This window comes from Cohnella sp. 56, assembly GCF_037963805.1.
Taxonomy (GTDB): domain Bacteria; phylum Bacillota; class Bacilli; order Paenibacillales; family Paenibacillaceae; genus Cohnella.
In genome coordinates this window covers 408580-432845 of the sequence record NZ_JAZDQE010000004.1, presented here as the reverse complement: position 1 = coordinate 432845, position 24266 = coordinate 408580, and the positions used below count along the sequence as shown (strand labels likewise).

Here is a 24266-nt window from a genome sequence, read left to right as displayed (position 1 = left end):
CTGCGACATATTCGAAACGATAGCTGCAAATATGCAGTTAATTTCTCGGAAAGTGGCTTATATCCGGCGCAGGATCAAAATTAACTGTATAAATGCAGCTATCGCAGCCAAGCGTCGTGGCTCGGGAGAAAATAACTGCACACTTGCAGTTATCTAATATACGCCAGCATATACGTCATCGTCTATACGCCAGCGTCCTGTGACGCCCCGCCCTCCTCACATAACGCCCGCTCACACCCACTCCGCCTGCCGACTCGTTTACATTGCAGTTGCTGACTTCATCGTCCGGCCGCGGGCTTGGGGAGTAGTTTGATTTCACCGCCATGGTGGCGTCCAAACCTGCGACAGGCCGGGCATTTTTATGGTCGACACGCCTGGGTATCGATGGTAAGATAGGCCTGTTGTGTCCAAAAGGTGAACGACAAGCTGGGGAATCGGAGGTAAAGCGAATGAGCGACGCAATCAAAAGGCGCATAGCCGATCTGGAGAAGTACATGCCCGCGCCGACAGCGGAGCCGGACATCGCCGATTTTTGGGACAAGACGCTTCGCAGCGCCAAGGACAAGCCGCTGAACGCGACCCGCGTACTGACGGAGACGCCGCTGCGCGATATGCTGGCTTACCAGGTCGAATACGAAGGCTACGATCGCACGCGGATTCACGGCTGGTACATTTTGCCGAAGCGCAGGACGGCAGGCGAGCAGCTTCCTTGCACCGTCATCTTTCACGGCTATACCGGCAGCAGAGGCTATCCCGAGGATTATGCGCAATACGCGATGATGGGAATGGCGGTATTTGCCGTCGACGTCCGGGGACAGGGCGGAGACACGGGCAATCTGCTCGAACAGCGGCACGGTATGACGCGCGGCTGGATGACGCAAGGCATTTTGGACAAGGACGAATGCTATTATAAAGCGATTACGATGGATGCGGTCAAGGCGCTCGAATGGGCAGCCGCGCAGGAGGAGACGGACGCCGGGAGGATATGCGTGCAGGGCGGCAGCCAGGGGGGCGGCCTGGCGCTGATCGCGGCTGCGCTGTCGGACGTGCCGTCAATCGCGGTCGCACACATCCCCAATATGTGCCATATGGACTTCGGCATCCTGAATTCCTCGAGCTCGCTGACCGAGGCGGCCGATTTTCTCAACCGGTTCCCGGAGCGATTGGACGACGTGCTGCGCACACTCAGTTACTTTGACATCATGAATCTGGCCGGGCGGATTCGCATTCCGCTGCTCGTATCGGTCGGACTGAAGGACCCCGTGACGATGCCGGAGACGATCTATGCGGCGTACAACCGGATCGAATCGGACAAGCGCATCGAGGTGTACCCGTTCCTGGGACATGCGGTCGGCGGCGACCAGAATCGCAAGGCGCTCGAATTTATGCAATCGCGGTTCAATTTTTAGCTTAGCTTAAGGTATCTCGTCCACAATTTGATATAGTGGATGAATAGCTGCACATTATTCAAGGGGGAATTATAGCAATGAGCGATTTGGAAAAGGAAAGAAATATCGCGGCCGGCGGCGGAGACGAGACAGCGTCCGAGGCCGCTGCCGAGCGCGAGGAGCTGAACGCTGCAGGCGAGCCGACCGATCCGGTTGAACGGATCGAGCCGACCGAGCCGGCGTTCGGCGATATTGCGCCTGAGGCGCTCGAGGAGACGCCTGCTGCGGCAGCTGCGGGCACCGGCCCCAAGGCTTCCGTCATCGTGCCTTGGATCGTCGCAGCGCTCGCCGTAGTGGCGCTGGTTGTCGTGTTGGTTCGTCAGAACGACGGGGGCGGCAGCCTGAAGGGTGCCGTCGGCACGCTCAACGGCAAGGATATTTCGAAGACCGAATTTTACGATGTCATGTACGAGCAGGTCGGCAAAGCGCAAGCGGGATCGATGCTCGACAATTATATGACGCTCAAGCTCATCTCGAGCGAAGCGGACAAGGCAGGTTTTAAAGAAGCCAACGCGAATGCAGCGATCGATCAAGAAGTCGCCAAGATCAAGCAGCAATACAACTTCGCGACCGACGCCGACTTCGAAGCGGCGCTGTCCTCGAGCGGCATGACGCTGGACACTTACAAGAAGAACCAGATTCTGCCGCAGGTCGAGATGCGCGCGATCTTCGACAAGAAGCTCTCGCCCAAAGAAGAAGATCTGAAGGCATATTACGACAAAAACAAAGCAAGCTTCGATACGCCCGAGCAGGTTCGCGCCTCGCATATTTTGCTGGCGACGAAGGACGAGGCCGAAGCCGTGCTCAAGCAGCTCAAGGGCGGCGCGGACTTCGCGACCGTCGCGAAGGAAAAATCGACCGATACCGGCTCACAGGCGAACGGCGGAGATTTGGGCTTCTTCGGCAAAGGCGTGATGAACGAGCAGTTCGAGACCGCTGCGTTCAAGCTCAAAAAAGACGAGATGAGCGGAGTCGTCGAGTCGCCCAACGGCTTCCACATCATATTGGTTACCGATCGCAAGGAAGCAGTCGCTTCTACGTATGACAGCGTCAAGGACAAGGTGAGATCTGCCTACCTCGACGAGAAGGTGAACGAAGGCGCCTCCGAATGGATCGAGACCGCCAAAAAGGATGCTGGCTACGAGAACCTGCTGCTGAAGGAGGACGAGCCTGCCGCCTCCGCCGGGGCTTCGCCTGCCGCCTCGCCGGCAGCCAAATCATAAGCCTCGCAGCTTGCGTTCGAAGCCGCCGCTTCTCCTGCCGGGAGAAGGGCGGTTTTTTCGTCTATAGCGGCATTTGCGACAAAAAGATTGAATTCAAGAATGAGATTCATTATCATTGAAGGAAGGGCAGATTGAAACGGAAGAAGGACGTTCGATGAACGAAGCGCAGCTGAAGGACATATGCCGCGAGCGATATTGGATCGATACGGCTGAGCACAACGAAGCGGTATTCTCGATCCCGTGCGCCGAGCTTGCGGCCCCTGCGGGCATGAGGCGGCTGCTGGAGGCTTACGGAACGCATATCCGGGCGCTGGACGTGCAGGTACCGGCCGCTTATTTTTGCGGGAGCCTGGCACCGCTCGGCGTCGCGCTGCAGACCGCCGTTTCGGCCGCAAACCGGAGTTTCGACTTTTCCCCGGAGCATATAACGGTCGTCATTCGTTATCTTGATGGCAAATATCCGATTGTAGCCTTCAGACTGCTGCGCTGGCAAACCGACGTAGCGCCCGCATCGCCCGCGGATCGCAAGCTTTGGCTGGAGAGCGTCTATACCTCTTTTTACGGCCGGCTCATACGGCCGCTGATCGAAGCCGCCGCGGCGGCGTCAGCTTCACCGGTCGGCAGTCTGTGGGGACAGCTGCCGTCCAAGTACAACTATTATATGAACGTGTGGAAATCCGGCTTGAAGGCGGGCGAGACGGAGATCGGGCAGCGGATCGACGCGGATTATGATGCCCTGCTCCGATTGCCGCCTGCCGTCTTCGGCAGGACCAGACACCCGCTGTCTGTCAGGATCAAGGAGATCGCTTCCCTGACGGAGCCCGGCGGGACGACGGCGATGAAGAGCGCTTGCTGCCTGTACTATCGCACCGAAGGCGGTCAATATTGCTATGCCTGCCCGAAGCTCAGTGAGGAGGAGCGGGCGTCCAGAAGAGCGGCGTACGAGGCTGCGCAGCGCGTCGAGGCGTAGCGGCAAGCTTATGGCTGTCGGCGGAGCGCTTCGTCGACTCGGTCGCTAGGCGTGACCCGACCCCATTTAGGAGGAAGATGCATTGATTCGTCGTTTTATTTCTTATTACAGACCGTACAAAGGGCTGTTTTACCTTGATTTCTGCTGCGCCATATTCGCCGCGCTGCTGGAGCTCGGATTCCCGCTGGCCGTCAATCAGGTCGTCGACAAGCTCTTGCCCGGCAAGGACTGGGAACTGATCCTGTGGGCTTGCGGGGGGCTGCTGGCCGTATACGTGCTGAATTCATTTATGCAGTTCGTCGTCACTTACTGGGGGCATATGCTCGGCATCAACATCGAGACGGATATGCGCCGCAATTTGTTCGATCACCTGCAGAAGCTTTCCTTCAAATTTTTCGACAACACGAAGACAGGCCACCTGATGTCGCGCATGTCGACCGATCTGATGGACATCGGCGAGGTTGCCCACCATGGTCCGGAGGATGTGTTCATCGCCGTCATGACGCTGGCGGGGGCGTTCGGCCTTATGCTCTTCATACACCCGGAGCTCGCGCTGATCACGTTCGCGACCGTGCCGGTCATGATCGTGCTGTCCATCTTCTTCAACGCCAAGATGACGGGCGCGATGAGCGCGATGTTCAAAGGCATCGCGGATTACAACGCGCGGGTGGAAGATAATATCGGAGGCATCCGCGTCGTGCAGGCGTTCGCCAACGAGGAGCACGAGAAGGCGCTGTTCCGCGTCAACAACGAGCTGTTCCGCAAGGCAAAGCTGCTCGGATACAAGATTCTGGCGCGCAGCTCCACGGCCAGCTATATGCTGATGCGCCTGGTGTCGCTCGTCGTCATGGTGGCGGGCGCCTGGTACGTCATCCGCGGCCAGTTGCACTACGGCGAATTTCTGGCATTTATTCTGCTGACCAACGTACTGTTCAGGCCGATCGAGAAAATCAACGCCGTCATCGAGCTGTACCCGCGCGGGATTGCCGGGTTCAAGCGCTACGTCGAGCTGATGGAGACGGAGCCCGACGTCTCGGATGCCGACGATGCGATCGAGATCACCAAGCTGACCGGCGAGATCCGCTACGACGGCGTGTCGTTCGCCTATGAATCTCACAAAAATGCCTTGTCGGGCATCGACCTGTCCATTCATGCCGGCGAGACCGTCGCCTTCGTCGGACCGTCCGGCGCCGGGAAGACGACGCTGTGCAGCCTGCTGCCGCGCTTCTACGAGGTGACCGGCGGCGCGATCACGATCGACGGCATCGACATCCGGCGGATGAAGCTGTCTTCGCTGCGGCGGCAGATCGGGATCGTCCAGCAGGACGTATTCCTGTTCTCCGGAACCGTGCGCGAGAATATCGCCTACGGCAAGCTGAACGCGACGGAGGAGGAGATCTGGACCGCAGCCCGCAGAGCCAAGCTCGAGGAGTTCATCCGCGCCCAGCCGCTCGGTCTCGATACGATCATCGGGGAGCGCGGCGTCAAGCTGTCCGGCGGCCAGAAGCAGCGGCTCGCGATCGCGCGGATGTTCCTGAAAAATCCGCCGATTCTCATCCTCGACGAGGCGACCTCCGCGCTCGATACCGAGACGGAGGCCGCGATCCAGCAGTCGCTGTCGGAGCTGTCGGCCGGCAGAACCACGCTCGTCATCGCGCACCGGCTCGCGACGATCAAAAACGCCGACCGGATCGTCGTCGTCACGGAGGACGGCATCTCGGAGCAGGGGCGCCACGACGAGCTCGTGTCGTCCGGCGGAATTTACAGTCGTCTTCACCAGGCGCAATTCAGCGGCGCAGCCCGCTGACATCCACTACAGGTCGAGGAAGGTTCTGATCATGGAGGTACAATCAAACGGGGAAATGGCGGAGTCTGCGGCGTCTAAGCCGCGGACCCGCCCGCTCTCCGCATCCGTCATATTGCTCGGTGGCATCGTCGTACTTGCATTTTGCATGGCCTTATCCATCTCCGTCGGCGCCAAGGATATCGGGCTGTCCGTCGTATGGAAGGCATTGGTCCGCTTCGACCCGAACCTCACCGACCATCAGATCATCCGGGCGTTGCGGATGCCGCGGACGCTCGCTTGCGCCTTGACGGGCGCGGCGCTTGCCGTGGCGGGCTCGATTATGCAGGGCATGACGCGCAATCCGCTCGCAGATCCGGGGCTGCTCGGCATTAACGCGGGCGCCGGCTTCATGCTGGCGATCAGCTTCGCCTTTATCCCGCATCTTGCCTTCAATCAGCTGATCTGGCTGTCGTTCGCCGGCGCCGCTGGCGCCACCGGCCTGATCTACGGCATCGGCAGCCTGTCGCGGGGAGGTCTGACGCCGGTCCGGCTCGCGCTCGCCGGCTCCGCCATATCGGCGCTGCTGATCGCGCTGAGCGACGGCATCGCGCTCAAGTTCAGAATCGGTCAGGGGCTGGACTTCTGGCTGTTCGGGGGCGCGGCGGGGGTCAGGTGGTCCCAGGTGGACGTCGTCGGACCTTGGATCGGGGGCGGGCTCGCGGCAGGCTTGCTGCTGGCGCCCTATATCACGCTGCTGAGCCTCGGCGACGAGACCGCGGCGGGCATCGGCGTGCGCGTCGGCTGGATCAAGCTGCTCGGTTCCGTCGTCGTGCTCATACTCGCGGGCGCTTCGGTGTCCGTGGTCGGCTTCGTCAGCTTTATCGGCCTGATGATCCCCCATATTACCCGTTATCTCGTCGGCGTCAGCTACCGCTGGATCATTCCCTGCTCGGCGATCCTCGGCGCGCTGCTGTTCGTGCTGGCCGATCTGGGCGCGCGTATGGTGAGGCCCGGCGCCGAGACGCCGGTCGGAGCCATCATCGCCATCCTCGGCGTGCCGTACTTCCTGTATCTGGCGCGCAGGGAAGGGAGGGGGCTGTAGAGATGGCTGCCAAATCGATCTACGCCGCCGCGGACACGAAACGAAGGGCGAAGGCCTGGTCGACGGTCATCGGCATGGGCTTGCTCGTCGTCGCGGTATTTATCGTCAGCATGAACACGGGTTACATAAGGCTCAGCCCGCTCGACGTCGGCAAGACGCTGCTCGGCCTCGGGACGGACAAGCAATCGCTCATCCTGTTCCAGTTCAGACTGCCGCGCATCGTCATCTCCATACTCGTCGGGGCAGGCTTCGCGCTGGCCGGCTGCATCATGCAGGGCATCACGCGCAATCCGCTCGCGGATCCCGGATTGATCGGCGTCAACGCGGGCGCCGGACTCGTCGTGATCACCTATGTCGCCTTGAAGCCGTCGATCAGCGCCTCGCCGCCGTATACGCTGCCGCTGCTCGCCTTTATGGGCGCCGCCGCTGCGGGGCTGATCGTTTATTTTCTCGCGTACAAGCGGTCGGACGGCGTCTCCGTGCTGCGCTTCATCCTCGTCGGCATTGCCGTGCAGGCGGGCATCAGCGCCGTCACGATTGTGCTGACGCAGCGCCTCAACCCGGATCAATACCAGTTCGCTGCGACCTGGCTTGCCGGGAGCCTGTGGGGCGCCAACTGGCAGTTCGTACTGACGCTGCTGCCCTGGATGGCGGTATTGATCCCGTATGTGATGGCCAAGGCGAGGACGCTGAATGTGCTGAGCCTCGGCGAGCATCTGTCCATGGGCCTGGGCGCGCGCCTGCACCGCGAGCGGCTGCTGCTGCTGCTCGCCGCCGTCGCGCTCGCGGGAAGCTGCGTAGCCGTCGGCGGCGCGATCAGCTTCATCGGCCTGATCGGGCCGCATCTCGCCAGACGGCTCGTCGGCTCGCGGCACGAGATTCTGCTGCCGGCCTCGGCATTGTCCGGCAGCGTGCTGCTTATCGCGGCGGACACGATCAGCCGCGTGTCGGATACGCCGACCGGCATCATCGCGGCCGTGATCGGGGCGCCGTACTTCATCTATCTGCTCGCCCGGACCCGGTGAGGTCCGTTCATATGCGATTGCGGTAATTGCTGGCGCGCAGCAGGTGGTTGTCGAAGCCTAGCACCTTCAGCTCGGCTGCGGCCAGCAGGGAAGAGAGAACGTCAGGCTTCATGATGGAACCTCGACCGGTAATCGGACGGCGTTTGGCGGTAATGCTTTTTGAAGATGCGGCTGAAGTACAGCTGGTCCTCGAAGCCCGTCATGCCGGCAATCTGCTGAATGCTGAGGCTGGTGCGCTTCATCAGCTCGCCCGCCCGCTGCAGCCGGAAGCGCAGAATGTATTGCTGCGGCGTCGTGGACGTAATGCGCTTGAACAGCGTCGTGAACCGGTCCGCGCTGAGATGCGACAGGCGGGCCAGCTCCCGGACGTATATCTGCTCCGCATAATGATCGTGAATGTATTTGATCGCATCGTAGATCTCGTTGCGGATTCGGCCGCCCGATTCCGATCGGGACTGCTTGTCCAGCTTGCGTGAGATTTGCGAGAACAAATAAGACAGCAGCGAAGCGGAGGCTAGTTCGTATCCCGCCTTCCGGTCGCGCAGCTCGTTCATCATTCCCACGAACGAATCCGCCGTCTCTTGGGCGACGCCGATGAAGGACGCATTGCATTCCAGCAGCCCGGTCTGACGCAGCAGCTCCTCGGCTCCATAGCCGGTGAAGTGGACCCAATAGGCCACGAACTCCTGCTCCTGGCAATGGCCGTAGTGCTGCTCCTCGTGCGGACGGTACACGAAGAAGCTGCCGGGCTCCAGCATCCGTCTCGTTCCTTCCAGGTAGATCGTCATCGGTCCGGCATGATTGTAGGAGAGGTAAAAATCCTCACGCCCGCGCTGGCGGCGGGTCATGCGGTAGAAGGACTCGAACTTGTAGTAGCCCGCCGAATTGACCAGCAAATAATGGCCGGGCTCGCTGCTGCCGCGATCATCGTCGTCCGGCACCCGGTAGAAGCTCTCTAACTCCACTTGTGTCGCCCCCCGACGCTGGATCCTCCATGGCGCTTCCTCATTCCAATCTATCATAATACGTGAATAATCCATATACTCGCGGCAAAATTGCATACGGTTCAACGATCCGGCGCAGCTATACTCTGGAAGAAGGGATTAATGATAGCGGAGGGCGACCATGGGAATTACGTTGGGTCTGGAGCATGAGAGCTACAAGTACGTGCTTGGCGTCATACACAAGTTTACGGTGCCGTTCGGCGAACCGAAGCAGATTCGTCTGACCTGCGGCAAAAACGACCGCGCGGCTGTGCAGCTGCTCGTCTATTCGGAGGACGAGATGCTGGTGGGCGCAGGCGGCGATACGGCGTTCTATGAGCGCGGGCCGATCGATGTCATCCGCGTGCGCGTGGACGTGCCGGGTCTCGCGGCGGGGAGCGCCAAGGCAAGCCTGATCGGACTCGTCGAGGACGACGACCGGCAGTTCAAGTCGGACATGATCCTCGATCAGTCCGTCGTGCATGTCGACAGCAAACGGGTGCAGCCGGTCTGGATTGAAGTCGAATTCGGCGCGGACGCGAAGCCCGGCGTGTATACGCCGGAGATAACCGTGTATAAGCACCGGATGTTCGGCGACGAGGAGATCGTCGGAACGCTGAGCTTCGAGGTCAAGGTGGTGGACGTGGACCTGCCGAAGCCGGCGGACTATTCGTTCTACCTCGACTTGTGGCAGCACAATTCCAATATCGCCCGCAAGTACGATGTGGAACTGTGGAGCGAGCGGCATTTTGCCATTATGGAAAATTATGTGGCGTCTATGGCGGAGCTCGGACAGAAAGCCGCAACCGTCGTCGTCTCCGAGATTCCGTGGTCGGGACAGGGCTCTCTCTGGGACCGGATCGATCCCGCCAACATGTTCGAGTACAACATCGTAAAGGTGATACGCGGGTCGGACGGCGAGTGGAAGTACGATTATTCGGCGCTCAACCGGTACGTGGAGCTGTGCATGCAGTACGGCATCGACAGCGAGATCGAAGTGTTCGGCCTGCTCAACATCTGGGTGATCGAGGAAGCCGGCTACGGCCGGGTGATCCCGGACATCGACGACGCCATCCGGATCCGATATTTCGACGAGAACAGCGGCACCTTCAAGTATATGAAGGAAAAAAGCGAGCTCGAGCGCTATGTGGCCGCATTGGAACAAAACTTCACCGCCAAGGGCTGGATCGACAAGGTGCGGATTCTCGCGGACGAGCCGGCCGATCTCGAGAAGTTCCGGGGGAGACTGCAGACGCTTCAGGCGATGGCGCCCTCCTTCCAGTACAAAGTGGCGATCAACCATGCGGAGTTTATCAAAGAGGATGGCCTCATCGACCATGTGCCCTATCTGGGCTGCGTCGCCTGCGAGTATGATGAGCTGATGGCCCTGAAGCGGGAAAAGGGCGGGCGAACCCTGTTCTACGTCGCCTGCGACCCCATAATCCCGAACACGTTCATCGCTTCGCATCTGCTGGAGAGCAGAGCGATCCCCTGGCTCGTCTGGCTGTTCCGGCTGGACGGCTTCCTCCGCTGGAACTACACGGTATGGCCGAACGATCCGCTGAACAAAATTTCGTACCACTACCCGTTTTTCCCGGCCGGCGATACGAACTTCGTCTATCCGGGCCGGGACGGGAAGCCGATGCTGTCCCTCCGCTACAAGCTGCTGAAGAAGGGGATTCGCGACTTCGAGATCATGCAACGATATATCGGCCGGGGCGGCGACCGGGAGCAGCTGGAGCGGCGGCTGGGCAAGGTGTTCCTCTGGAACGACAAAAAGGAGCTGAGCAGGGACGCCCGCAAAACGAGGGAAGAGCTGTTCTCGCTGAACGACGAAGACTACGAAGGCATCATCGCCGGCCTTTTGGAGGAGCTGGCGGGGGCAGGCAAACAAGCGTAGCGCTGCAAACATGACGACTTTCACCCGGCGAACGGGAGGAAGTCGTCTTTTTGTGGCAGGATGGAACCTTATGAGCGGTTGTGCGGTCTTATTGATTGAGGTGGAGGCGTTGGCGGACCAGTGGGAGTACTTAAAGCATCTGACACAGGGCTACGATCGGAGTGCCGTGCTGCGCGACCTGATGGATTTGTTCGGAGACGATGTGTGGAACTTCGCTTATTTTCTGACGGGCCGCCACGATACCGCCGACGATCTGTCGCAGGAAGTGTTCCTCGCCGCCTATAACGGCTTGCACGCATTCCGGGGAGACTGCTCCGTCAAAAGCTGGCTGCCGACGATAACGAGAAACTAAGCGATTCATTATTTGCAGAGCGCCTTCATCCGCAAAGTAACCTTGACCGACAAGCTCGGAGCGGGCGCCGCTCCGTCGGCGGAGCAGGTCGTGTTCGACCGGCTCGATAATCGCGACGTATGGACCGCAGTCATGAAGCTGCCCCGCAAGTACAGGGAAGTATTGGTGCTCGAATATCATTACGGACTCAAGCAAAAGGAAGTCGCCGCTTTTATGAAAGTGTCCGAAGGCACGGTCAAGTCTCGGCTGCATCGGGCCAAAAAACGGATGAACGACTTGTTGTCGTGCGAGGAGGCATAAAGATGGACGAGGAAACACCGGTCTGGGCCAAAATGATGGCCGATCCGCCCTATGCCGGTTTGCGGTTCACACCGCAATTGAAGCAGCATGTAGTCCGGCGCACGGACGAAGCTTTTTGTCCATTATGACGGCCGTATGCGCGCCTGTCCTGATCGCAGCGCTCCTGTGGGGCGGCTGGCTTCGGTTCCAAGACGGGGCGCTGCCCTGGCAAAACAATCCCGGCGGATTGTCCGGCGTACCGGCGGTGCAGAACAAGTATTACGACGCTGCGGGACGCCGACTTTTCACCGTCTATCCGGAGCCGCAGGCGGAGGCGGGAAAAAAAGCGGGCTACATGTTTCACTTTGACGAGCCGTTCGCCGCCTATGCGGGGAAAACGCTGACGCTTCAAGCCGTCCATCCCGCTACGGGCGCGAAGGAGGCGCTGTCCTCTGAAGTCATCGCACAACCAAGCTCGGGGTATGCGAGCCTGGAGCGGTATACGGCTAGATTCGTACTGCCGCTGGCGGGGCTATGGGACTTGAACGTGCTGCTGGACGGCAAGCTCTACGGCCAGGTTCGGTTGTCGATGAACGAGCCTTCGTGGGATATTACGCCCGAGTTCCGGTCGGGCGCATATATGATGCGCGGGATCGAGAGCGAGGTCGGATTCATCGATGCGGGCTTTGTGGCGGGGAAAGGCCAAAAGTACATGTGGCATTTTTGGGGTGACGACGCCCTGCTGAACGGACCGTTCGTGTTGAAGGCGGTCAAGCAAGGCTCGGACGAGTTGATCGACGTCTTCGGCTCAGCCCAGTGGAGCTCGGCCAACGCCCTGTCCGGCAAGCTGAACGGAGCCGACCGTACCGCCGTCACGACGATGACGCTGCCCGAGGCAGGCCGCTGGCGGCTGCTGCCCTATGTGCAGGGACGACTGCTGGACACGATTGTCGTCGAAGTGAGCGAGTGAGCGTATGCCGTATCGCCAACCATCCTCCTCTCGCCGCTGCGCCCGCGCGCACCCGAACCGCACAGATTTGTGCGGTTCTTCCGCATTCGAGCCGCGCGCCGCGTCACATTGCGCTCCATCCGCGCCATCTCGCTCGTCACTCACTCGCTGCCGGGCCCGCGTACGTCTCGAACCGCACAGATTTGTGCGGTTTTTTCGCATTTAGGTTTCGCGCCGCGTCACCTTGCGCTTCACCCGCGCCATTTCGCCCGCCGCTCACTCGCTGTCGTGCCCGCGCACGTCTCGAACCGCACAGATTTGTGCGGTTTTCCGTTTCACTCGCATTTACGCGCCGAGTCTCAGGAGTGAGCGTGCGGATCGCCTTCACCACGAGAGGCGATGGGTTAGTGAGGCCGTGAATGTGCGGATCGCCTTCACTACGAGAGGCGATGGGGTTGGTGAGGCCGCGAGCGGATGGATCGCCTGTACGACGAGAGGCGATGGGATTGGTGAGGCTGCGGATGGGCGGATCGCCTGTACGACGAGAGGAGATAGGGTCGATGAGGCCGCGAATGGCCCCAACGCCTCTACTGCGAGAGGCGTTGGGGCTGGCGTGGAGAAGCGGAGTGGTCACAGCTCGACGATAATCGAATCCGACCCGTCCGCCGTGCGGATCGAGAGGCCGTCCGGGTGAGCGTCCGACGTGCCGACGCCGCCGACGATGCGCGCGGCCTTGATGCCTCGCAGCACGAGCGACCAGCGGGCAGCCGCCGCGGCTTCGCCCGAGGCCTCGGCCGTGATCGTGCCGCCGCTGCGCGTCGCGGTGATCGTCAGCCGCACCGTGCCGTCCGCACCGACGATATCGGCCGATGCGCTGGCGCCGTCCCGCAGCTCGAACAGATGCAGCGAGACATCCGCCGTATAGTCGTAGTCCGGCCGGTCGTCTACCGCGCCGACGGCGATCAGCGAGCCTTCGCGCGCATACAGCGGCAGGCTCATGTAGTCATAGCGCTCGCGATGCCAGGAGCCGCCCTCCACGACCTCGCCGGTCAAGAAATGTGTCCATCTGCCTCTCGGCAGGTAGTAGGCCGATTCGCCGTCGCTGCCAAAGACCGGCGAGACGAGCAGGGCGTCGCCGAGCATATACTGGCGGTCCAGATAGTCGCAGGCCGGGTCTTCGCCGAACTCGAGCAGCATGGCGCGCATCATCGGCAGGCCCGCGCGGCTCGATGCCGCGGCCTGGGCGAACAGATAAGGCATGAGGCGCAGCTTGAGCTTGGTGAAGTGGCGCAGCACGTCGACCGCTTCTTCGTCGAACAGCCACGGTACCCGGTACGACGTGCTGCCGTGCAGGCGGCTGTGGCTGGAGAGCAGGCCGAAGGCGACCCAGCGCTTGTACAGATCCGGCGTCGCGCTCTGCTCGAAGCCCCCGATATCGTGGCTCCAGAAGCCGAAGCCCGACAGGCCCAGAGACAGTCCGCCGCGCAGACTCTCGGCCATCGACTCGAACGTTGCCTCGCAATCGCCGCCCCAGTGGACCGGGAACTGCTGGCCGCCGGCCGTCGCCGACCGGGCGAACAGCGCCGCTTCCCCGCGGCCCTTTTTCTCCTCGAGCACGTCGAAGACGACCTTGTTGTACAGCTGCGTGTAGTAATTGTGCATCTGCTGCGGATCGGACCCGTCGTAGTAGACGACATCGGTCGGGATGCGCTCGCCGAAGTCGGTCTTGAAGCTGTCGACGCCCATGTCGACGAGCGCGCGCAGCTTGTCGCCGAACCAGCGGCAGGCATCCGGATTCGTGAAGTCGACGATACCCATGCCGTACTGCCACATATCGGTCTGCCACACGCTGCCGTCCGGCCGCTTCAGCAGGTAGCCGTGCGCCATGCCTTCGTCGAACAGCTTGGAGCGCTGGGCGATATAGGAGTTGATCCAGACGCAAATTTTGAGCCCCTTCGCCTTGAGCCGGGCCAGCATGCCCGCAGGATCGGGGAACACGCGCTCGTCCCATTCGAAGTCGCACCACTGGTACTCCTTCATCCAGAAGCAGTCGAAGTGGAAGACGGACAGCGGCAGATCGCGCTGCGCCATGCCGTCGACGAAGCTGTTCACGGTGTCCTCGTCGTAATTCGTCGTAAACGAAGTCGTCAGCCACAGGCCGAACGTCCACGCCGGCGGCAGCGCCGGCTTGCCGGTCAGCGTCGTATAGTTGCCGAGCACGTCCTTCAGCGTATTGCCGCCGATAACCATATATTCGAGCTGCTCGCCGCGTACGCTGAACTGCGTCTTGGACACCTTTTCCGACGCCACCTCGAACGAGACGAGCTCCGGATGATTGACGAACACGCCGTAGCCGCGGTTGGTTACGTAGAACGGCACATTTTTGTAGGCCTGCTCGGAGGCGGTGCCCCCGTCCTCGTTCCAGATGTCGACGCTCTGCCCGTTCTTCGCGAACGCGGAGAAGCGCTCGCCGAGTCCGTAGACGACCTCTCCTACGGCCAGGTCCAACTGCTCGCGGAAGTAGTGGACGCCGTCGGCGCCCTTCACGAAGCCGGTCTGGCGGAAGCCGCTGCCGGTGAGCTTGCGGCCCTTGTAATCATAGGTGATGCGCAGCGGATGCGCCTTCGTGACGGTCACGCGCGTATCGCCGCTCGTCAGCGTCACCTTGTCCGCCGTATCCGCGATCTCTGCGCGGAAGCCGTCATGCGGGACTGCGAGCGGGAACGAGCCGGGAGAGAGCCGCCTGCTTCCTTTGTGACGGTACAGCTTCACGCGAATGACGTCGGGCAGCGGCGAGTCGAATTCGATCGTCGTGAGCGCCTCGTTCAGCGTATTGCCGCGATGATCGAGATGTCGGTGCGGCGCGTATATCGTGAGCTTGCCCGGTGCGGTATCGATGCTGTGAACCTCATAGGGCGTCATTACCTCGTACCCTTCGCGTGTCATCCAATAGCCGTTGCTGAATTTCATAACGGAATCAGGCCCCCTGTTCGAGTTGCGTATGGATGATGGAACCGCTCTCTACAAGTAACATGATAACGATTGAATTATTGATTTACTTGCAATATTATGCTTATTAATAACACAATTCTGAGACGGGCGGATCGGCATGGATATCAAATTGTTAAAAGAGGACCGTCAGCACGGCACGCCGGACTTTCCTGTAGGTTTCTACCGGCAGGAGCGGACGGCGCAGCAGGGCATACTCGATTCGCATTGGCACGAGGAGATCGAGTTCCTGCGCGTCACCGCCGGCCGCGCCTTGTTCCAGATCGGGCTCGCAACCTACGAGGTGGCCGCCGGCGAAGCGCTGTTCGTGCCGGGCGGCATGCTGCACGGCGGGTACCCGCTCGGCGGAGAGGATTGCGCCTATGAAGCGCTCGTCTGCGATCTCGAATGGCTGGATAGCGGTCCTGCCGATCCGATATCGGCGCGGTACATTCGGCCGCTGGCGCGGGGACAATCCGGCCTGCCTCCGCATTGGACGCCCCGGACGGACTGGGGGAAGTCCGTCATCGCGGCGCTCGAATCGATCCACCGGCTCGAAGGGGCCCGCGATCCGGCGCGCGAGCTGCGGGTCAGGATCGGCCTGCTCGGCGTGTTCGCCGATCTGATCAGCGCGGGTCAGTGGCAGGCGCGCCCGCCGGGCGAAGAGGGCGAGCGCCATTCGGCGCAGCGGCTCAAGCAGGCGCTGACCCATATGGAGACTCACTTCGCCCGCAAGCTAAGCCTGCGCGAGCTCGCGGACGTCGCCGGCATGAGCGAGGGACACTTCAGCCGTCTGTTCAAGGCCTATATGCGCAGGACGCCGGTCGAGTACGTCAATCATTACCGCATACGCTACGCGGCCGGCCGCCTGACGGGTACGGACATGGCCGTCTCCGAGATCGCGCTTGAGGCGGGGTTCGACAACTTCAGCTACTTTATCAAGCTGTTCCGCAGTGTTTACGGCTGTACGCCGAGGGCGTATCGCAAGCGGTCGCAAGACGCCGCCGCAGAGTAGGCGGGCTGGTCCGGGGGGCTGCCGGCTCATGCGGCAGCACAGACCGCGCTAGCAGCACCGGATGCTGCGCTCGAGCGCGTGTGCATCGGCGCAATCCGCGCTTGCCGCACCCGATGCCGCGCCAGGCGCGCGTGTTCATTCACCCTCGCAGCCGGCTGTCACCCATCGATCGCACTAAAAAGGAGCAGCGCTGCCGCGCTGCTCCTGATCTTCAATGGTCGCTGTCCGAATAACTAGCCGTTGCTGCCGCCGCCCGTGCTGCTGCCGTCGCGCGGGGGACGGGGCGGACGCTTCGCTCTGAAGCGGGGCGATACGTAGTTGTGCTTGCGGTCCCGGAAAAAAATCCAGCCGCCGATGAAGCCGACGCCGACGAGAAACAACAGAAATCCTAATAAAAAGGATAGCAAGTTAAAATGGGGGTCAGGCAAATCGACGTTCCCGAATTGGGCGAAGTAATCGAACAAGGCGTCCTTCATCAGCAGGAAGCCCCATGCGGCGGCAATGCCGGGCACGACGAGCAAGAGAATGGCGATCAAGCGCGAGATGACGAGCTTCAACGGTCCTGTCCACCTTCCTGTTCTATGTTCTCTATGATAGCGATTTATTGAGAATATGTCTATTGCAAACGAGAATGCCTGGCAATCCGGCAGCCGAGGTTTTATTATTGCTCGCCCAGACGCTATAATGGGAGGGTCAGCGCACAGATTTCCTGGCATACATAACATTACATTTCCATTCGGAGGTATAGAATATGCCGATCGAAGTCGATGTCGCCATATTGGGCGGCGGACCGGGCGGCTATACGGCTGCCGTCCGCGCGGCGCAGGCCGGGCGCAGCGTCGCCATCATCGAGAAGGACAAGCTGGGCGGCACCTGTCTGCACCGGGGCTGCATTCCGAGCAAGACGCTGCTGCGCAGCGCAGAAGTATATGCGACGGTGCAAAATGCCGCTGCTTACGGCATCAGCCTCCCGGCGTCCGCGGAAGCGAGCGTGGACTGGACGGCCGTCATGCGCCGCAAGGACGAGGTTGTCAGCCAGCTCCACAAGGGCGTGGAGGCGCTCATGAAGCAGAACCGCATCCAGATCGTGCGGGGCGGCGGGCGTCTGATGGGCCCGTCGATCTTCTCGCCGCGGGCCGGCGCCGTCGCGGTGGAGCTGGAGGACGGCGAGTCCGAGACCGTCGTCCCCCGCCATCTGATCGTCGCGACGGGCTCCCGTCCGCGGCGGCTCGAAGGTGTGCCCTACGACGGGCACAGCGTCGTGACGAGCGACGAGGCGTTGGCGTGGCCGTCGCGGCCGCATAGCGTCATCATCGTCGGCGGCGGCGTCATTGGCGTCGAGTGGGCCTCGCTGCTGGCCGACTTCGGCACGGCGGTGACGCTCGTCGAGACGGCGGACAGGCTGCTGCCGGGCGAGGACCGGGACATCTCGGCCGAGCTGGCCAAGCAGCTGGGCAAGCGCGGCGTCAAGCTGCTGCTCGGGGCGAAGCTGGATGCGTCGTCCTGCGTCGGCGCGGATGGCGAGGTGTCCGTGCGCGTCGAGACGTCGGCGGGCGAGTCAGAGACGCTGCGGGCGGAGCGCATGCTCATATCCGTCGGCAGGGTCGGCAATGTAGAGACGCTGGGCTTCGAAAATACGGACGTCAAGACGAGCGGCGGCTTCGTGACGGTCAATCCGGCGACCCTGCAGACCGGCGAGCCGCATATTTATGCGATCGGCGACGTCATCGGCGGCATACAGCTGGCTCATGCGGCGATGCACGAGGCCGAGGTGGCGGTCGCGCATCTGCTCGGCCAGGCCATCCCGCGGACCGCGGACCGCGACGTGCCGCGGGCGATCTACAGCCGGCCCGAGGCGTCCGCCATCGGCTGGACCGAGGCCGCCGCGAAGGCGCAGGGCTATGACGTGCGCACGGTCAAGCTGCCGATGCGCATCTTCGGCAAAGCCCTCGTGCAGGGCGAGCCCGAGGGCTTCGCCAAGGCGGTCGCCGACCGCAAGACGGGCGACCTGCTCGGCGTGCACATCGTCGGCCCGCATGCGACGGACCTGATCGCGGAGGCCTCGCTTGCGAAGCTGCTCGACGCGGTGCCGTGGGAGATCGGCCGCGCGATCCACCCGCATCCGACGCTGTCGGAGGCGATGCAGGAAGTGATGCAAGCCGTGTCCGGCTCGGCCGCGCACGGTTCATGACGAGGAGCGCCGCGACACGATCCGGCGCTCCCGCAACAGGCGGTTTCGCGCGGCTTGCCGGCGAGGCCGTTTTGCGTTCGGGGAGTGCCGTGCGCCCGCGGCAGTCCGCAGTTTCTTTTTGCGGCGCACGAATGTATAATAGGTTCTAGGTTCAAGTATTAAGACCAGGTTATAACACTAGCGCCAATAGGAATTCTAAAAAAACGAAAAGCCGGGAGGGACGCCATATGACCCAGAAAGGCAGCGTACAAAAGCAGGCTCTGCATGCCGAACTCGGACTGACGGACGAGCGGGCCGTCGCCATGTACGAGACGATGATGCTCGCGCGCAGGTTCGACGAGCGCGGACAGGTGCTGCAGCGTGCGGGGAAGGTCAACTTCCACATATCGGGCATCACGCAGGAGCCGTCGCAGGTGGCGATGGGCTTCGCCATGGACCTGGAGCGGGACTGGTTCCTGCCGTACTATCGCGATTACGGGCTCGTGCTGACGCTCGGCATGACGGTCAAGGAGCTGATGCTGGCGCTGTTCGGCAAGGGCGAGGACCCGAACTCCGCCGGCCGCCAGATGTCCGCGCACTTCGGCTGCCGCCGGCTCCGGATGGCGACGGGCTCGAGCCCCGTGACGACCCAGGTGCCGCATGCCGTCGGCTTCGCGCTCGCCTCGAAGATTCGCGGCGAACGGTCCGTCGCGCTCGTCTCGTTCGGGGAGGGCTCGAGCAATCAGGGGGATTTCCACGAGGGCTGCAACTTCGCCGGCGTGCAGAAGCTGCCCGTCATCTTCGTCTGCGAGAACAACGGCTACGCGATCTCGGTGCCGCTCTCCAAGCAGACGGCGGGCCGCATCAGCGACCGCGCGCTCGGCTATGGCTTCCCCGGCATCCGCGTGGACGGACACGACCCGCTGGAGGTGTACCGCGTGTTCCGCGAGGCGCATGAGCGCGCGCTGGCCGGCGAAGGCCCGACGCTGATCGAGATCATGACGTACCGCGTCACGCCGCACTCCACCTCGGACAACGACATGGCCTACCGGACCAAGGAAGAGGTGGACGCGAACAAGGCGAAGGATGCGATTCCGGCCTATCGGGCTTATCTGGAAGCGCTCGGGCTCTGGTCCGAGGACCGCGAGCAGGCGCTGCAGCAGCGCATCCGCCGCGAGCTCGACGAGGCGACGGCGTACGCCGAGCAGGCGCCTTATCAGGCGGCCGAGGATGCTTTCCGCTACGTGTACGCCGAAGACAACGGGGAGGTGCGCTGAACCATGCCGGTTATCGAATATATCGAGGCGATCCGCACGGCGATGAAGGAAGAGATGGAGCGAGACGACAGCGTGTTCGTCCTCGGCGAGGACGTCGGTCTCAAGGGCGGCGTGTTCGGCACGACGAAGGGGCTGCAGCAGCAGTTCGGCGAGGATCGGGCGATCGATACGCCGCTGGCCGAATCCGCGATCGCCGGCGTGGCGATCGGCGCGGCGATGGCGGGCATGAAGCCGATCGCCGAGATGCAGTACTCCGACTTCATGTTCCCGGCGGCCAACCAGATCATCAGCGAAGCCGCCAAGATCCGCTACCGTTCGAACAACGACTGGAGCTGTCCGGTCGTCATCCGCGCGCCGATCGGGGGCGGGGTGTTCGGCGGCCTGTATCATTCGCAGTGCACGGAATCCGTGTTTTTCGGCACGCCGGGCCTCAAGATCGTCGCTCCCGCTACCGCCTACGACGCCAAGGGCCTGCTGATCTCTGCGATCCGCGACCCGGACCCCGTCATTTTTTTCGAAAATAAAAAATGCTACAGGCTCGTCAGCGATGAAGTGCCCGAAGGCGAGTATATGGTGCCGATCGGCAAAGCCAACGTCATGCGCGAAGGAACCGACATTACGGTCATCGGCTACAGCATGCCGCTGCACTTCGCGATGCAGGCGGCCGAGGAGCTGTCGCGCGAGGAAGGAATCGAGGCGCATATTCTCGATCTGCGCACGATTCAGCCGCTCGACCGCGAAGGCATCCTCGAGGCTGCGGCGCGCACGGGCAAGGTGCTGATCGTTCACGAGGACAACAAGACGGGCGGCGTCGGCGCCGAGGTCGCCGCGATCATCGCCGAGGAGCTGCTGTACGACCTGGACGCGCCGATCCGCCGCGTATGCGGTCCGGATGTGCCCGCCATGCCCTACAATCCGATCGGCGAGAAGCTGTTCATGCTGAACAAAGAAAAGCTGAAGACGGCCATGCTGGAGCTGGCGCGTTACTAAGATCGCTTAGGGAAGGAGACATGAGGACGTGAGCAAAAAGATTACCGAAATCATCATGCCGAAGCTGGCCGAATCGCTGGAGACGGCGACGGTCGACCGCTGGCTCAAAAAGCCGGGCGACCATGTCGAGATGTATGAGCCGCTGTGCGAGCTGATCACCGACAAAGTGAGCGCCGAGCTGCCTTCGACGGCGCGCGGCGTACTCGTCAAGGTGCTCGCGGGCGACGGCGAGACGGTGAACGTCGGCAGCGCGATCTGCCTCATCGAGACGGAGGAAGCGGACGCTTACGCCGAGATTCCCGGCGGCGCGCTGGCGGCAGGCCTGCAGCCGACCGAGGAGGCCGTGCGCGCGGCAGCGCGCGAGGCGCAGCAGTCGAGCGCGGCGTCGGCGCCCAAGGCGCCTGCGGCCGCATCCGCTCCCGTCTCCGGCGGCGAGATGCGTCAGCGCTATTCCCCCGCCGTGCTGAAGCTGGCCGCAGAGCATGGCCTCGATCTCGCCCGCGTCGCCGGCACCGGCATGGGCGGCCGCATCACGCGCGCCGACGTGCTGGCCGCGGCGTCGGCCGGCGGCGCAGCTGCCGTCACCTCGGCGGCAGCGTCCGGCGCGGCAGCCATTCCGGCCGCATCCGCCGCTTCCGACGCGCCGACGGCATCGCCTAGCGCAGCGCCGGCAGCCGCAGCTCCGCCTGCGCCCGTGCCGGTCGAGCCGATGGACCCGCGTGTGCAGGTGCGTTCGGGCGGTCTCCATCTGTCCGAGTCGCCGCGCATCCCGACGATCGAGATCGAAGGCCACGAAGTGCCGGGCCGCGGCGAATACTTTATCGACGTGACCCCGATCCGCAACACGATCGCGACGCGCATGCGGCAGAGTGTGACCGAGATTCCGCACGCCTGGACGATGATCGAGGTGGACGTCACCAATCTCGTCGTGCTCCGCAGCAAGCTCAAGGAAGAGTTCAAGCGCACCGAAGGCATCAACCTGACGTATATGCCGTTCCTCGTCAAGGCGGCGGTTAACGCGATCAAGGATTATCCGATCATGAACTCGGTATGGGCGACGGACAAGATCATCGTGAAGCGCGACATCAACATGGCGCTCGCCGTAGGCACCGAAGACTCGGTCATCACGCCTGTCATCAAGAACGCCCACCAGAAAAACATCGCCGGCATCGCACACGAGATCGACGATCTGGCGAACCGGGCGCGGCTCGGCAAGCTCAAGCTCGAGCATCTGCAGGGCGGCACGTTCACGGTCAACAACACGGGCTCGTTCGGTTCGATTCTGTCGCAGCCGATCATCAACTATCCGCAGGCCGCGATTCTGACGTTCGAATCGATCGTGAAGCGTCCGGTCGTCATCAACGACATGATCGGCGTCCGCTCGATGGTGAACCTGTGCCTGTCGCTCGACCATCGTATTCTCGACGGCGTCATCTGCGGACGCTTCCTGCAGCGGGTCAAGGAAAATCTGGAGAGCTACGGTCCGGAGACGAAGCTGTATTGATTTAGATCGCTTGTCGCGGCAGCTGGCCGCCGGCGCTGCGCATGGTCGCAGCCGCGGGCGGTCTTTTGTTCTGCGATACGATAGGGCCGGCATCGTGCCTTCTCACCGCTTATCGAAGCGGAGACACGCGCGGAGCCGGTTTGCGGGCGATTCGGGCTTGCGCTACAATAGGGAGGTTAATGGAGGCGAGTCTATCATGAGCATTGTGGACGTGGCCCGCGTGGGCCGGATCGAGTACGGAGAAGCGTGGGATCTGCAGAAGGCGCTGATCCGGGAGATCGGCGCAGGCGAGCGGCGGGATACGCTGCTGCTGCTGGAGCATCCGCCGACCTATACGATCGGCACGGACCGTCATCCCGAGCATCTGCTGATGAGTCCGGACGAGCTCTCCCGGCGCGGCATATCGGTGTTCGAGATCGACCGCGGCGGGGATATTACATATCATGGCCCCGGACAGCTGGTCGGGTATCCGCTATTGTACCTGGATGCCGAGGGGCTCGACCTGCACAAGTACCTGCGCGATCTCGAAGAAGCGCTCATCCGCGTGCTCGCCGAGTTCGGGCTGACAGGGGGCAGGAAGCCCGAGTACACCGGCGTCTGGATCGGCGACCGCAAGGTGGCGGCCATCGGCGTCAAGTTCAACCGCGCGCGCGGCCGACGGGGCTTCGTCACGAGCCACGGATTCGCGTTCAATGTGAAGCGGGGCGTCGAGCAGGAGGGATTCGCCGGCATCGTGCCTTGCGGCATCCAGGAATTCGGCGTGACCTCCCTCGAAGCCGAGACGGGGCTGACGCTGGACGTCATGGGTGTTGCGGACCGTCTGCTGCCGCATTTTCGAGATGTGTTCGGCTACGGGACCGTCGCGGACGTTACTGAAGCAGCGATCCGATCGACAGCAGCACAGTAGAGGCGAGCATGGCGATGAGCATGACGTAGACGACGATTTTGAACCAGCGGTTATTGTTCACGATTGTACCACCCTTTGCTGAATAGTCGCTTTGACGCGTATATGATTCTATTTTAACCGATTTGAACAACGCTTACGAGGAGGATTCCACCGTGGTCCAAAGAGAACGTCTGCTAGAGGAATTCATGGAGCTGGTGCGCATCGACAGCGAGACGAAGCATGAGCAGGAGATTCGCAAGGTGCTCATCGCCAAGCTCGAGGCGCTCGGCCTCGAGGTCGAAGAGGACGACGTCGCCGCGAAGATCGGGCACGGCTCGGGCAATCTGTTCGCCTGGCTGCCTGCTACGCCGGGCTCCGAGCAAGCGCCGGTGCTGCTGTTCACCTCCCACATGGATACGGTGGCGCCGGGCGTCGGCGTCAAGCCGCGTCTCGACGACGACGGCTACATCCGCAGCGACGGCACGACAATTCTGGGCGCCGACGACAAGGCGGGCCTGGCGGCGATCTTCGAAGCGCTGCGCGTGCTGAAGGAGTCGGACGCGCAGCACGGCCCGCTCCAGATCGTCATCACGACAGGCGAGGAGTCCGGCCTGCTCGGTTCCCGCGCGATGGACGGCTCCCGTCTCAAGGCGAAGTTCGGCTATGCGCTCGATTCCAACGGCAAGATCGGAGAGATCGCCGCGGCGGCGATCACCAATTCCCGCCAGTATATTACGATCCAGGGCAAGGCGGCGCATGCCGGCGTCAATCCCGAGGACGGCATCAGCGCGATCCAGGTCGCTTCCAAGGCGGTATCCAAAATGAAGCTCGGCCGGATCGACGCGGAGACGACCGCCAACATCGGGCGCTTCGAGGGCGGCGGCGAGGTCAACGTCGTCGTCGACAAAATCAAGATCTATGCCGAGGTGCGCAGCCGGTCCAACGAGAAGCTCGAGGCGCAGGCCGAGCTGATGCGGGCGGCCGTTGCCAGCGCCTGCGAGGAGACCGGCGCGACGTTCGAGTTCGTCAGCGAAGTGATCTATCCCGCGTACAGCTATACCGAGACGGACGAGGTCATCCAGATCGCGAGCGCCGCGATTCGCAGCGTCGGCCTCACGCCGAGCCTGTTCGCGTCCGGCGGCGGCAGCGATGCCAACATGTTCAACGGCAATGGCATACCGACCGTCAATCTGGCCGTCGGCTACGAGGACATCCATACGACCAAGGAACGGATCAAGGCCGACGACATCGTCAAGGTGACCGAGCTGGTCCTCGCGATCGTCGAGGAAGCGAAGAACCACTGATCCGACGGCGACAAGAGGCATCCATCGGACTTGATAACGAAATGGAAGTATGAAAAGTATGAAAAAAAACGTCAAGCGATGCGCACTGCGCTGCTTGGCGTTTTTTCTGCCTTCA

General features: G+C 62.1%; 22 protein-coding genes. 18 read left to right on the top strand and 4 right to left on the bottom strand.

The features are described 5' to 3' along the window. Nucleotides 1–449 precede the first annotated feature (449 nt). From VQ071_RS10355 to VQ071_RS10330, 6 genes are all read left to right on the top strand, one after another. Nucleotides 450–1409 (top strand): acetylxylan esterase, encoded by a 960-nt coding sequence (locus VQ071_RS10355; RefSeq protein ID WP_340513909.1) that lies wholly within the window; start codon nucleotides 450–452, stop codon nucleotides 1407–1409. 77 nt (nucleotides 1410–1486) lie between these two features. Then, nucleotides 1487–2671, top strand: coding sequence for a peptidylprolyl isomerase (locus VQ071_RS10350; protein WP_340513908.1), 1185 nt, complete (start codon nucleotides 1487–1489; stop codon nucleotides 2669–2671). Between the two features lie 154 nt (nucleotides 2672–2825). Next, on the top strand, nucleotides 2826–3641 hold the full coding sequence (locus tag VQ071_RS10345) for a (2Fe-2S)-binding protein (RefSeq protein WP_340513907.1): 816 nt from the start codon (nucleotides 2826–2828) through the stop codon (nucleotides 3639–3641). Nucleotides 3642–3723: 82 nt separating this feature from the next. After that, on the top strand, nucleotides 3724–5448 hold the full coding sequence (locus tag VQ071_RS10340) for an ABC transporter ATP-binding protein (protein WP_340513906.1): 1725 nt from the start codon (nucleotides 3724–3726) through the stop codon (nucleotides 5446–5448). A 31-nt stretch (nucleotides 5449–5479) separates the two neighbouring features. Next, nucleotides 5480–6529: a FecCD family ABC transporter permease gene (locus tag VQ071_RS10335; RefSeq protein WP_340513905.1), complete on the top strand. Its 1050-nt coding sequence runs from the start codon at nucleotides 5480–5482 to the stop codon at nucleotides 6527–6529. 2 nt (nucleotides 6530–6531) lie between these two features. Continuing rightward, nucleotides 6532–7554, top strand: a complete 1023-nt coding sequence (locus tag VQ071_RS10330; RefSeq protein WP_340513904.1) for a FecCD family ABC transporter permease — start codon at nucleotides 6532–6534, stop codon at nucleotides 7552–7554. A 101-nt stretch (nucleotides 7555–7655) separates the two neighbouring features. On the opposite strand, the gene VQ071_RS10325 is transcribed toward VQ071_RS10330, so the two are convergent. Further along, entirely contained in the window at nucleotides 7656–8519 is an 864-nt protein-coding gene (locus VQ071_RS10325) for an AraC family transcriptional regulator (protein ID WP_340513903.1), read from the bottom strand. A 160-nt stretch (nucleotides 8520–8679) separates the two neighbouring features. Between VQ071_RS10325 and VQ071_RS10320 the strand changes: the two genes are divergently transcribed. From VQ071_RS10320 to VQ071_RS10300, 5 genes are all read left to right on the top strand, one after another. Beyond that, nucleotides 8680–10437, top strand: a complete 1758-nt coding sequence (locus VQ071_RS10320) for a DUF4091 domain-containing protein (protein WP_340513902.1) — start codon at nucleotides 8680–8682, stop codon at nucleotides 10435–10437. A 70-nt stretch (nucleotides 10438–10507) separates the two neighbouring features. Next, complete coding sequence (locus tag VQ071_RS10315; RefSeq protein ID WP_340513901.1) at nucleotides 10508–10789, top strand: RNA polymerase sigma factor; 282 nt, start codon at nucleotides 10508–10510, stop codon at nucleotides 10787–10789. 12 nt (nucleotides 10790–10801) lie between these two features. Next, nucleotides 10802–11089 (top strand): RNA polymerase sigma factor, encoded by a 288-nt coding sequence (locus VQ071_RS10310; protein ID WP_340513900.1) that lies wholly within the window; start codon nucleotides 10802–10804, stop codon nucleotides 11087–11089. 2 nt (nucleotides 11090–11091) lie between these two features. Next, nucleotides 11092–11217 (top strand): hypothetical protein, encoded by a 126-nt coding sequence (locus tag VQ071_RS10305; protein WP_340513899.1) that lies wholly within the window; start codon nucleotides 11092–11094, stop codon nucleotides 11215–11217. Beyond that, the gene (locus VQ071_RS10300) at nucleotides 11214–12038 is read left to right on the top strand and encodes a DUF4871 domain-containing protein (protein WP_340513981.1); all 825 of its coding nucleotides are present in this window, start codon (nucleotides 11214–11216) and stop codon (nucleotides 12036–12038) included. The genes VQ071_RS10305 and VQ071_RS10300 overlap by 4 nt, the downstream gene beginning before the upstream one ends. Nucleotides 12039–12647: 609 nt before the next feature. Here VQ071_RS10300 and yicI read toward each other — a convergent pair. Then, the gene (gene yicI / locus VQ071_RS10295) at nucleotides 12648–14987 is read right to left on the bottom strand and encodes an alpha-xylosidase (RefSeq protein WP_340513898.1); all 2340 of its coding nucleotides are present in this window, start codon (nucleotides 14985–14987) and stop codon (nucleotides 12648–12650) included. A 139-nt stretch (nucleotides 14988–15126) separates the two neighbouring features. Here yicI and VQ071_RS10290 point away from each other — a divergent pair, with 139 nt between their 5' ends. Continuing rightward, a complete protein-coding gene (locus VQ071_RS10290) occupies nucleotides 15127–16020 on the top strand; it encodes an AraC family transcriptional regulator (protein WP_340513897.1) in 894 nt (297 codons plus the stop codon). A 233-nt stretch (nucleotides 16021–16253) separates the two neighbouring features. On the opposite strand, the gene VQ071_RS10285 is transcribed toward VQ071_RS10290, so the two are convergent. Beyond that, nucleotides 16254–16577, bottom strand: coding sequence for a DUF2627 family protein (locus tag VQ071_RS10285; RefSeq protein ID WP_340513896.1), 324 nt, complete (start codon nucleotides 16575–16577; stop codon nucleotides 16254–16256). Nucleotides 16578–16771: 194 nt separating this feature from the next. Between VQ071_RS10285 and lpdA the strand changes: the two genes are divergently transcribed. The 5 genes from lpdA to lipB all read left to right on the top strand — a co-directional run bounded on the left by lpdA (nucleotide 16772) and on the right by lipB (nucleotide 22868). Continuing rightward, nucleotides 16772–18211: a dihydrolipoyl dehydrogenase gene (lpdA, locus tag VQ071_RS10280; protein WP_340513895.1), complete on the top strand. Its 1440-nt coding sequence runs from the start codon at nucleotides 16772–16774 to the stop codon at nucleotides 18209–18211. Nucleotides 18212–18438: 227 nt separating this feature from the next. Next, nucleotides 18439–19467 carry a thiamine pyrophosphate-dependent dehydrogenase E1 component subunit alpha gene (locus VQ071_RS10275; protein ID WP_340513894.1) on the top strand — a complete coding sequence of 343 codons (1029 nt, stop codon included), beginning with the start codon at nucleotides 18439–18441 and terminating at the stop codon, nucleotides 19465–19467. Nucleotides 19468–19470: 3 nt separating this feature from the next. Then, nucleotides 19471–20457, top strand: a complete 987-nt coding sequence (locus tag VQ071_RS10270; RefSeq protein WP_340513893.1) for an alpha-ketoacid dehydrogenase subunit beta — start codon at nucleotides 19471–19473, stop codon at nucleotides 20455–20457. 55 nt (nucleotides 20458–20512) lie between these two features. Further along, the gene (locus VQ071_RS10265; RefSeq protein ID WP_340513980.1) at nucleotides 20513–21961 is read left to right on the top strand and encodes a dihydrolipoamide acetyltransferase family protein; all 1449 of its coding nucleotides are present in this window, start codon (nucleotides 20513–20515) and stop codon (nucleotides 21959–21961) included. 196 nt (nucleotides 21962–22157) lie between these two features. After that, nucleotides 22158–22868: a lipoyl(octanoyl) transferase LipB gene (lipB, locus tag VQ071_RS10260; protein ID WP_340513892.1), complete on the top strand. Its 711-nt coding sequence runs from the start codon at nucleotides 22158–22160 to the stop codon at nucleotides 22866–22868. Here the strand turns inward: lipB and prli42 are convergent. Then, nucleotides 22831–22929: a stressosome-associated protein Prli42 gene (gene prli42 / locus VQ071_RS10255; protein WP_340513891.1), complete on the bottom strand. Its 99-nt coding sequence runs from the start codon at nucleotides 22927–22929 to the stop codon at nucleotides 22831–22833. The two genes, lipB and prli42, sit on opposite strands and share 38 nt — an antisense overlap. Before the next feature lie 91 nt (nucleotides 22930–23020). Between prli42 and VQ071_RS10250 the strand changes: the two genes are divergently transcribed. After that, nucleotides 23021–24151, top strand: a complete 1131-nt coding sequence (locus VQ071_RS10250; protein ID WP_340513890.1) for a M20/M25/M40 family metallo-hydrolase — start codon at nucleotides 23021–23023, stop codon at nucleotides 24149–24151. The last annotated feature ends 115 nt before the right edge of the window (nucleotides 24152–24266 follow it).

Bases quoted from the DNA above. Each gene is read 5' to 3' on its own strand.
- yicI (WP_340513898.1), bottom strand. From the start codon at position 14,987: ATGAAATTCAGCAACGGCTATTGGATGACACGCGAAGGGTACGAGGTA.
- VQ071_RS10305 (WP_340513899.1), top strand. From the start codon at position 11,092: ATGGACGAGGAAACACCGGTCTGGGCCAAAATGATGGCCGATCCGCCC.
- VQ071_RS10290 (WP_340513897.1), top strand. From the start codon at position 15,127: ATGGATATCAAATTGTTAAAAGAGGACCGTCAGCACGGCACGCCGGAC.
- VQ071_RS10335 (WP_340513905.1), top strand. From the start codon at position 5,480: ATGGAGGTACAATCAAACGGGGAAATGGCGGAGTCTGCGGCGTCTAAG.
- VQ071_RS10320 (WP_340513902.1), top strand. From the start codon at position 8,680: ATGGGAATTACGTTGGGTCTGGAGCATGAGAGCTACAAGTACGTGCTT.
- VQ071_RS10265 (WP_340513980.1), top strand. From the start codon at position 20,513: ATGCCGAAGCTGGCCGAATCGCTGGAGACGGCGACGGTCGACCGCTGG.
- VQ071_RS10300 (WP_340513981.1), top strand. From the start codon at position 11,214: ATGACGGCCGTATGCGCGCCTGTCCTGATCGCAGCGCTCCTGTGGGGC.
- VQ071_RS10315 (WP_340513901.1), top strand. From the start codon at position 10,508: ATGAGCGGTTGTGCGGTCTTATTGATTGAGGTGGAGGCGTTGGCGGAC.
- lipB (WP_340513892.1), top strand. From the start codon at position 22,158: ATGAGCATTGTGGACGTGGCCCGCGTGGGCCGGATCGAGTACGGAGAA.
- VQ071_RS10355 (WP_340513909.1), top strand. From the start codon at position 450: ATGAGCGACGCAATCAAAAGGCGCATAGCCGATCTGGAGAAGTACATG.
- VQ071_RS10345 (WP_340513907.1), top strand. From the start codon at position 2,826: ATGAACGAAGCGCAGCTGAAGGACATATGCCGCGAGCGATATTGGATC.
- VQ071_RS10350 (WP_340513908.1), top strand. From the start codon at position 1,487: ATGAGCGATTTGGAAAAGGAAAGAAATATCGCGGCCGGCGGCGGAGAC.
- VQ071_RS10275 (WP_340513894.1), top strand. From the start codon at position 18,439: ATGACCCAGAAAGGCAGCGTACAAAAGCAGGCTCTGCATGCCGAACTC.
- lpdA (WP_340513895.1), top strand. From the start codon at position 16,772: ATGCCGATCGAAGTCGATGTCGCCATATTGGGCGGCGGACCGGGCGGC.
- VQ071_RS10270 (WP_340513893.1), top strand. From the start codon at position 19,471: ATGCCGGTTATCGAATATATCGAGGCGATCCGCACGGCGATGAAGGAA.
- VQ071_RS10330 (WP_340513904.1), top strand. From the start codon at position 6,532: ATGGCTGCCAAATCGATCTACGCCGCCGCGGACACGAAACGAAGGGCG.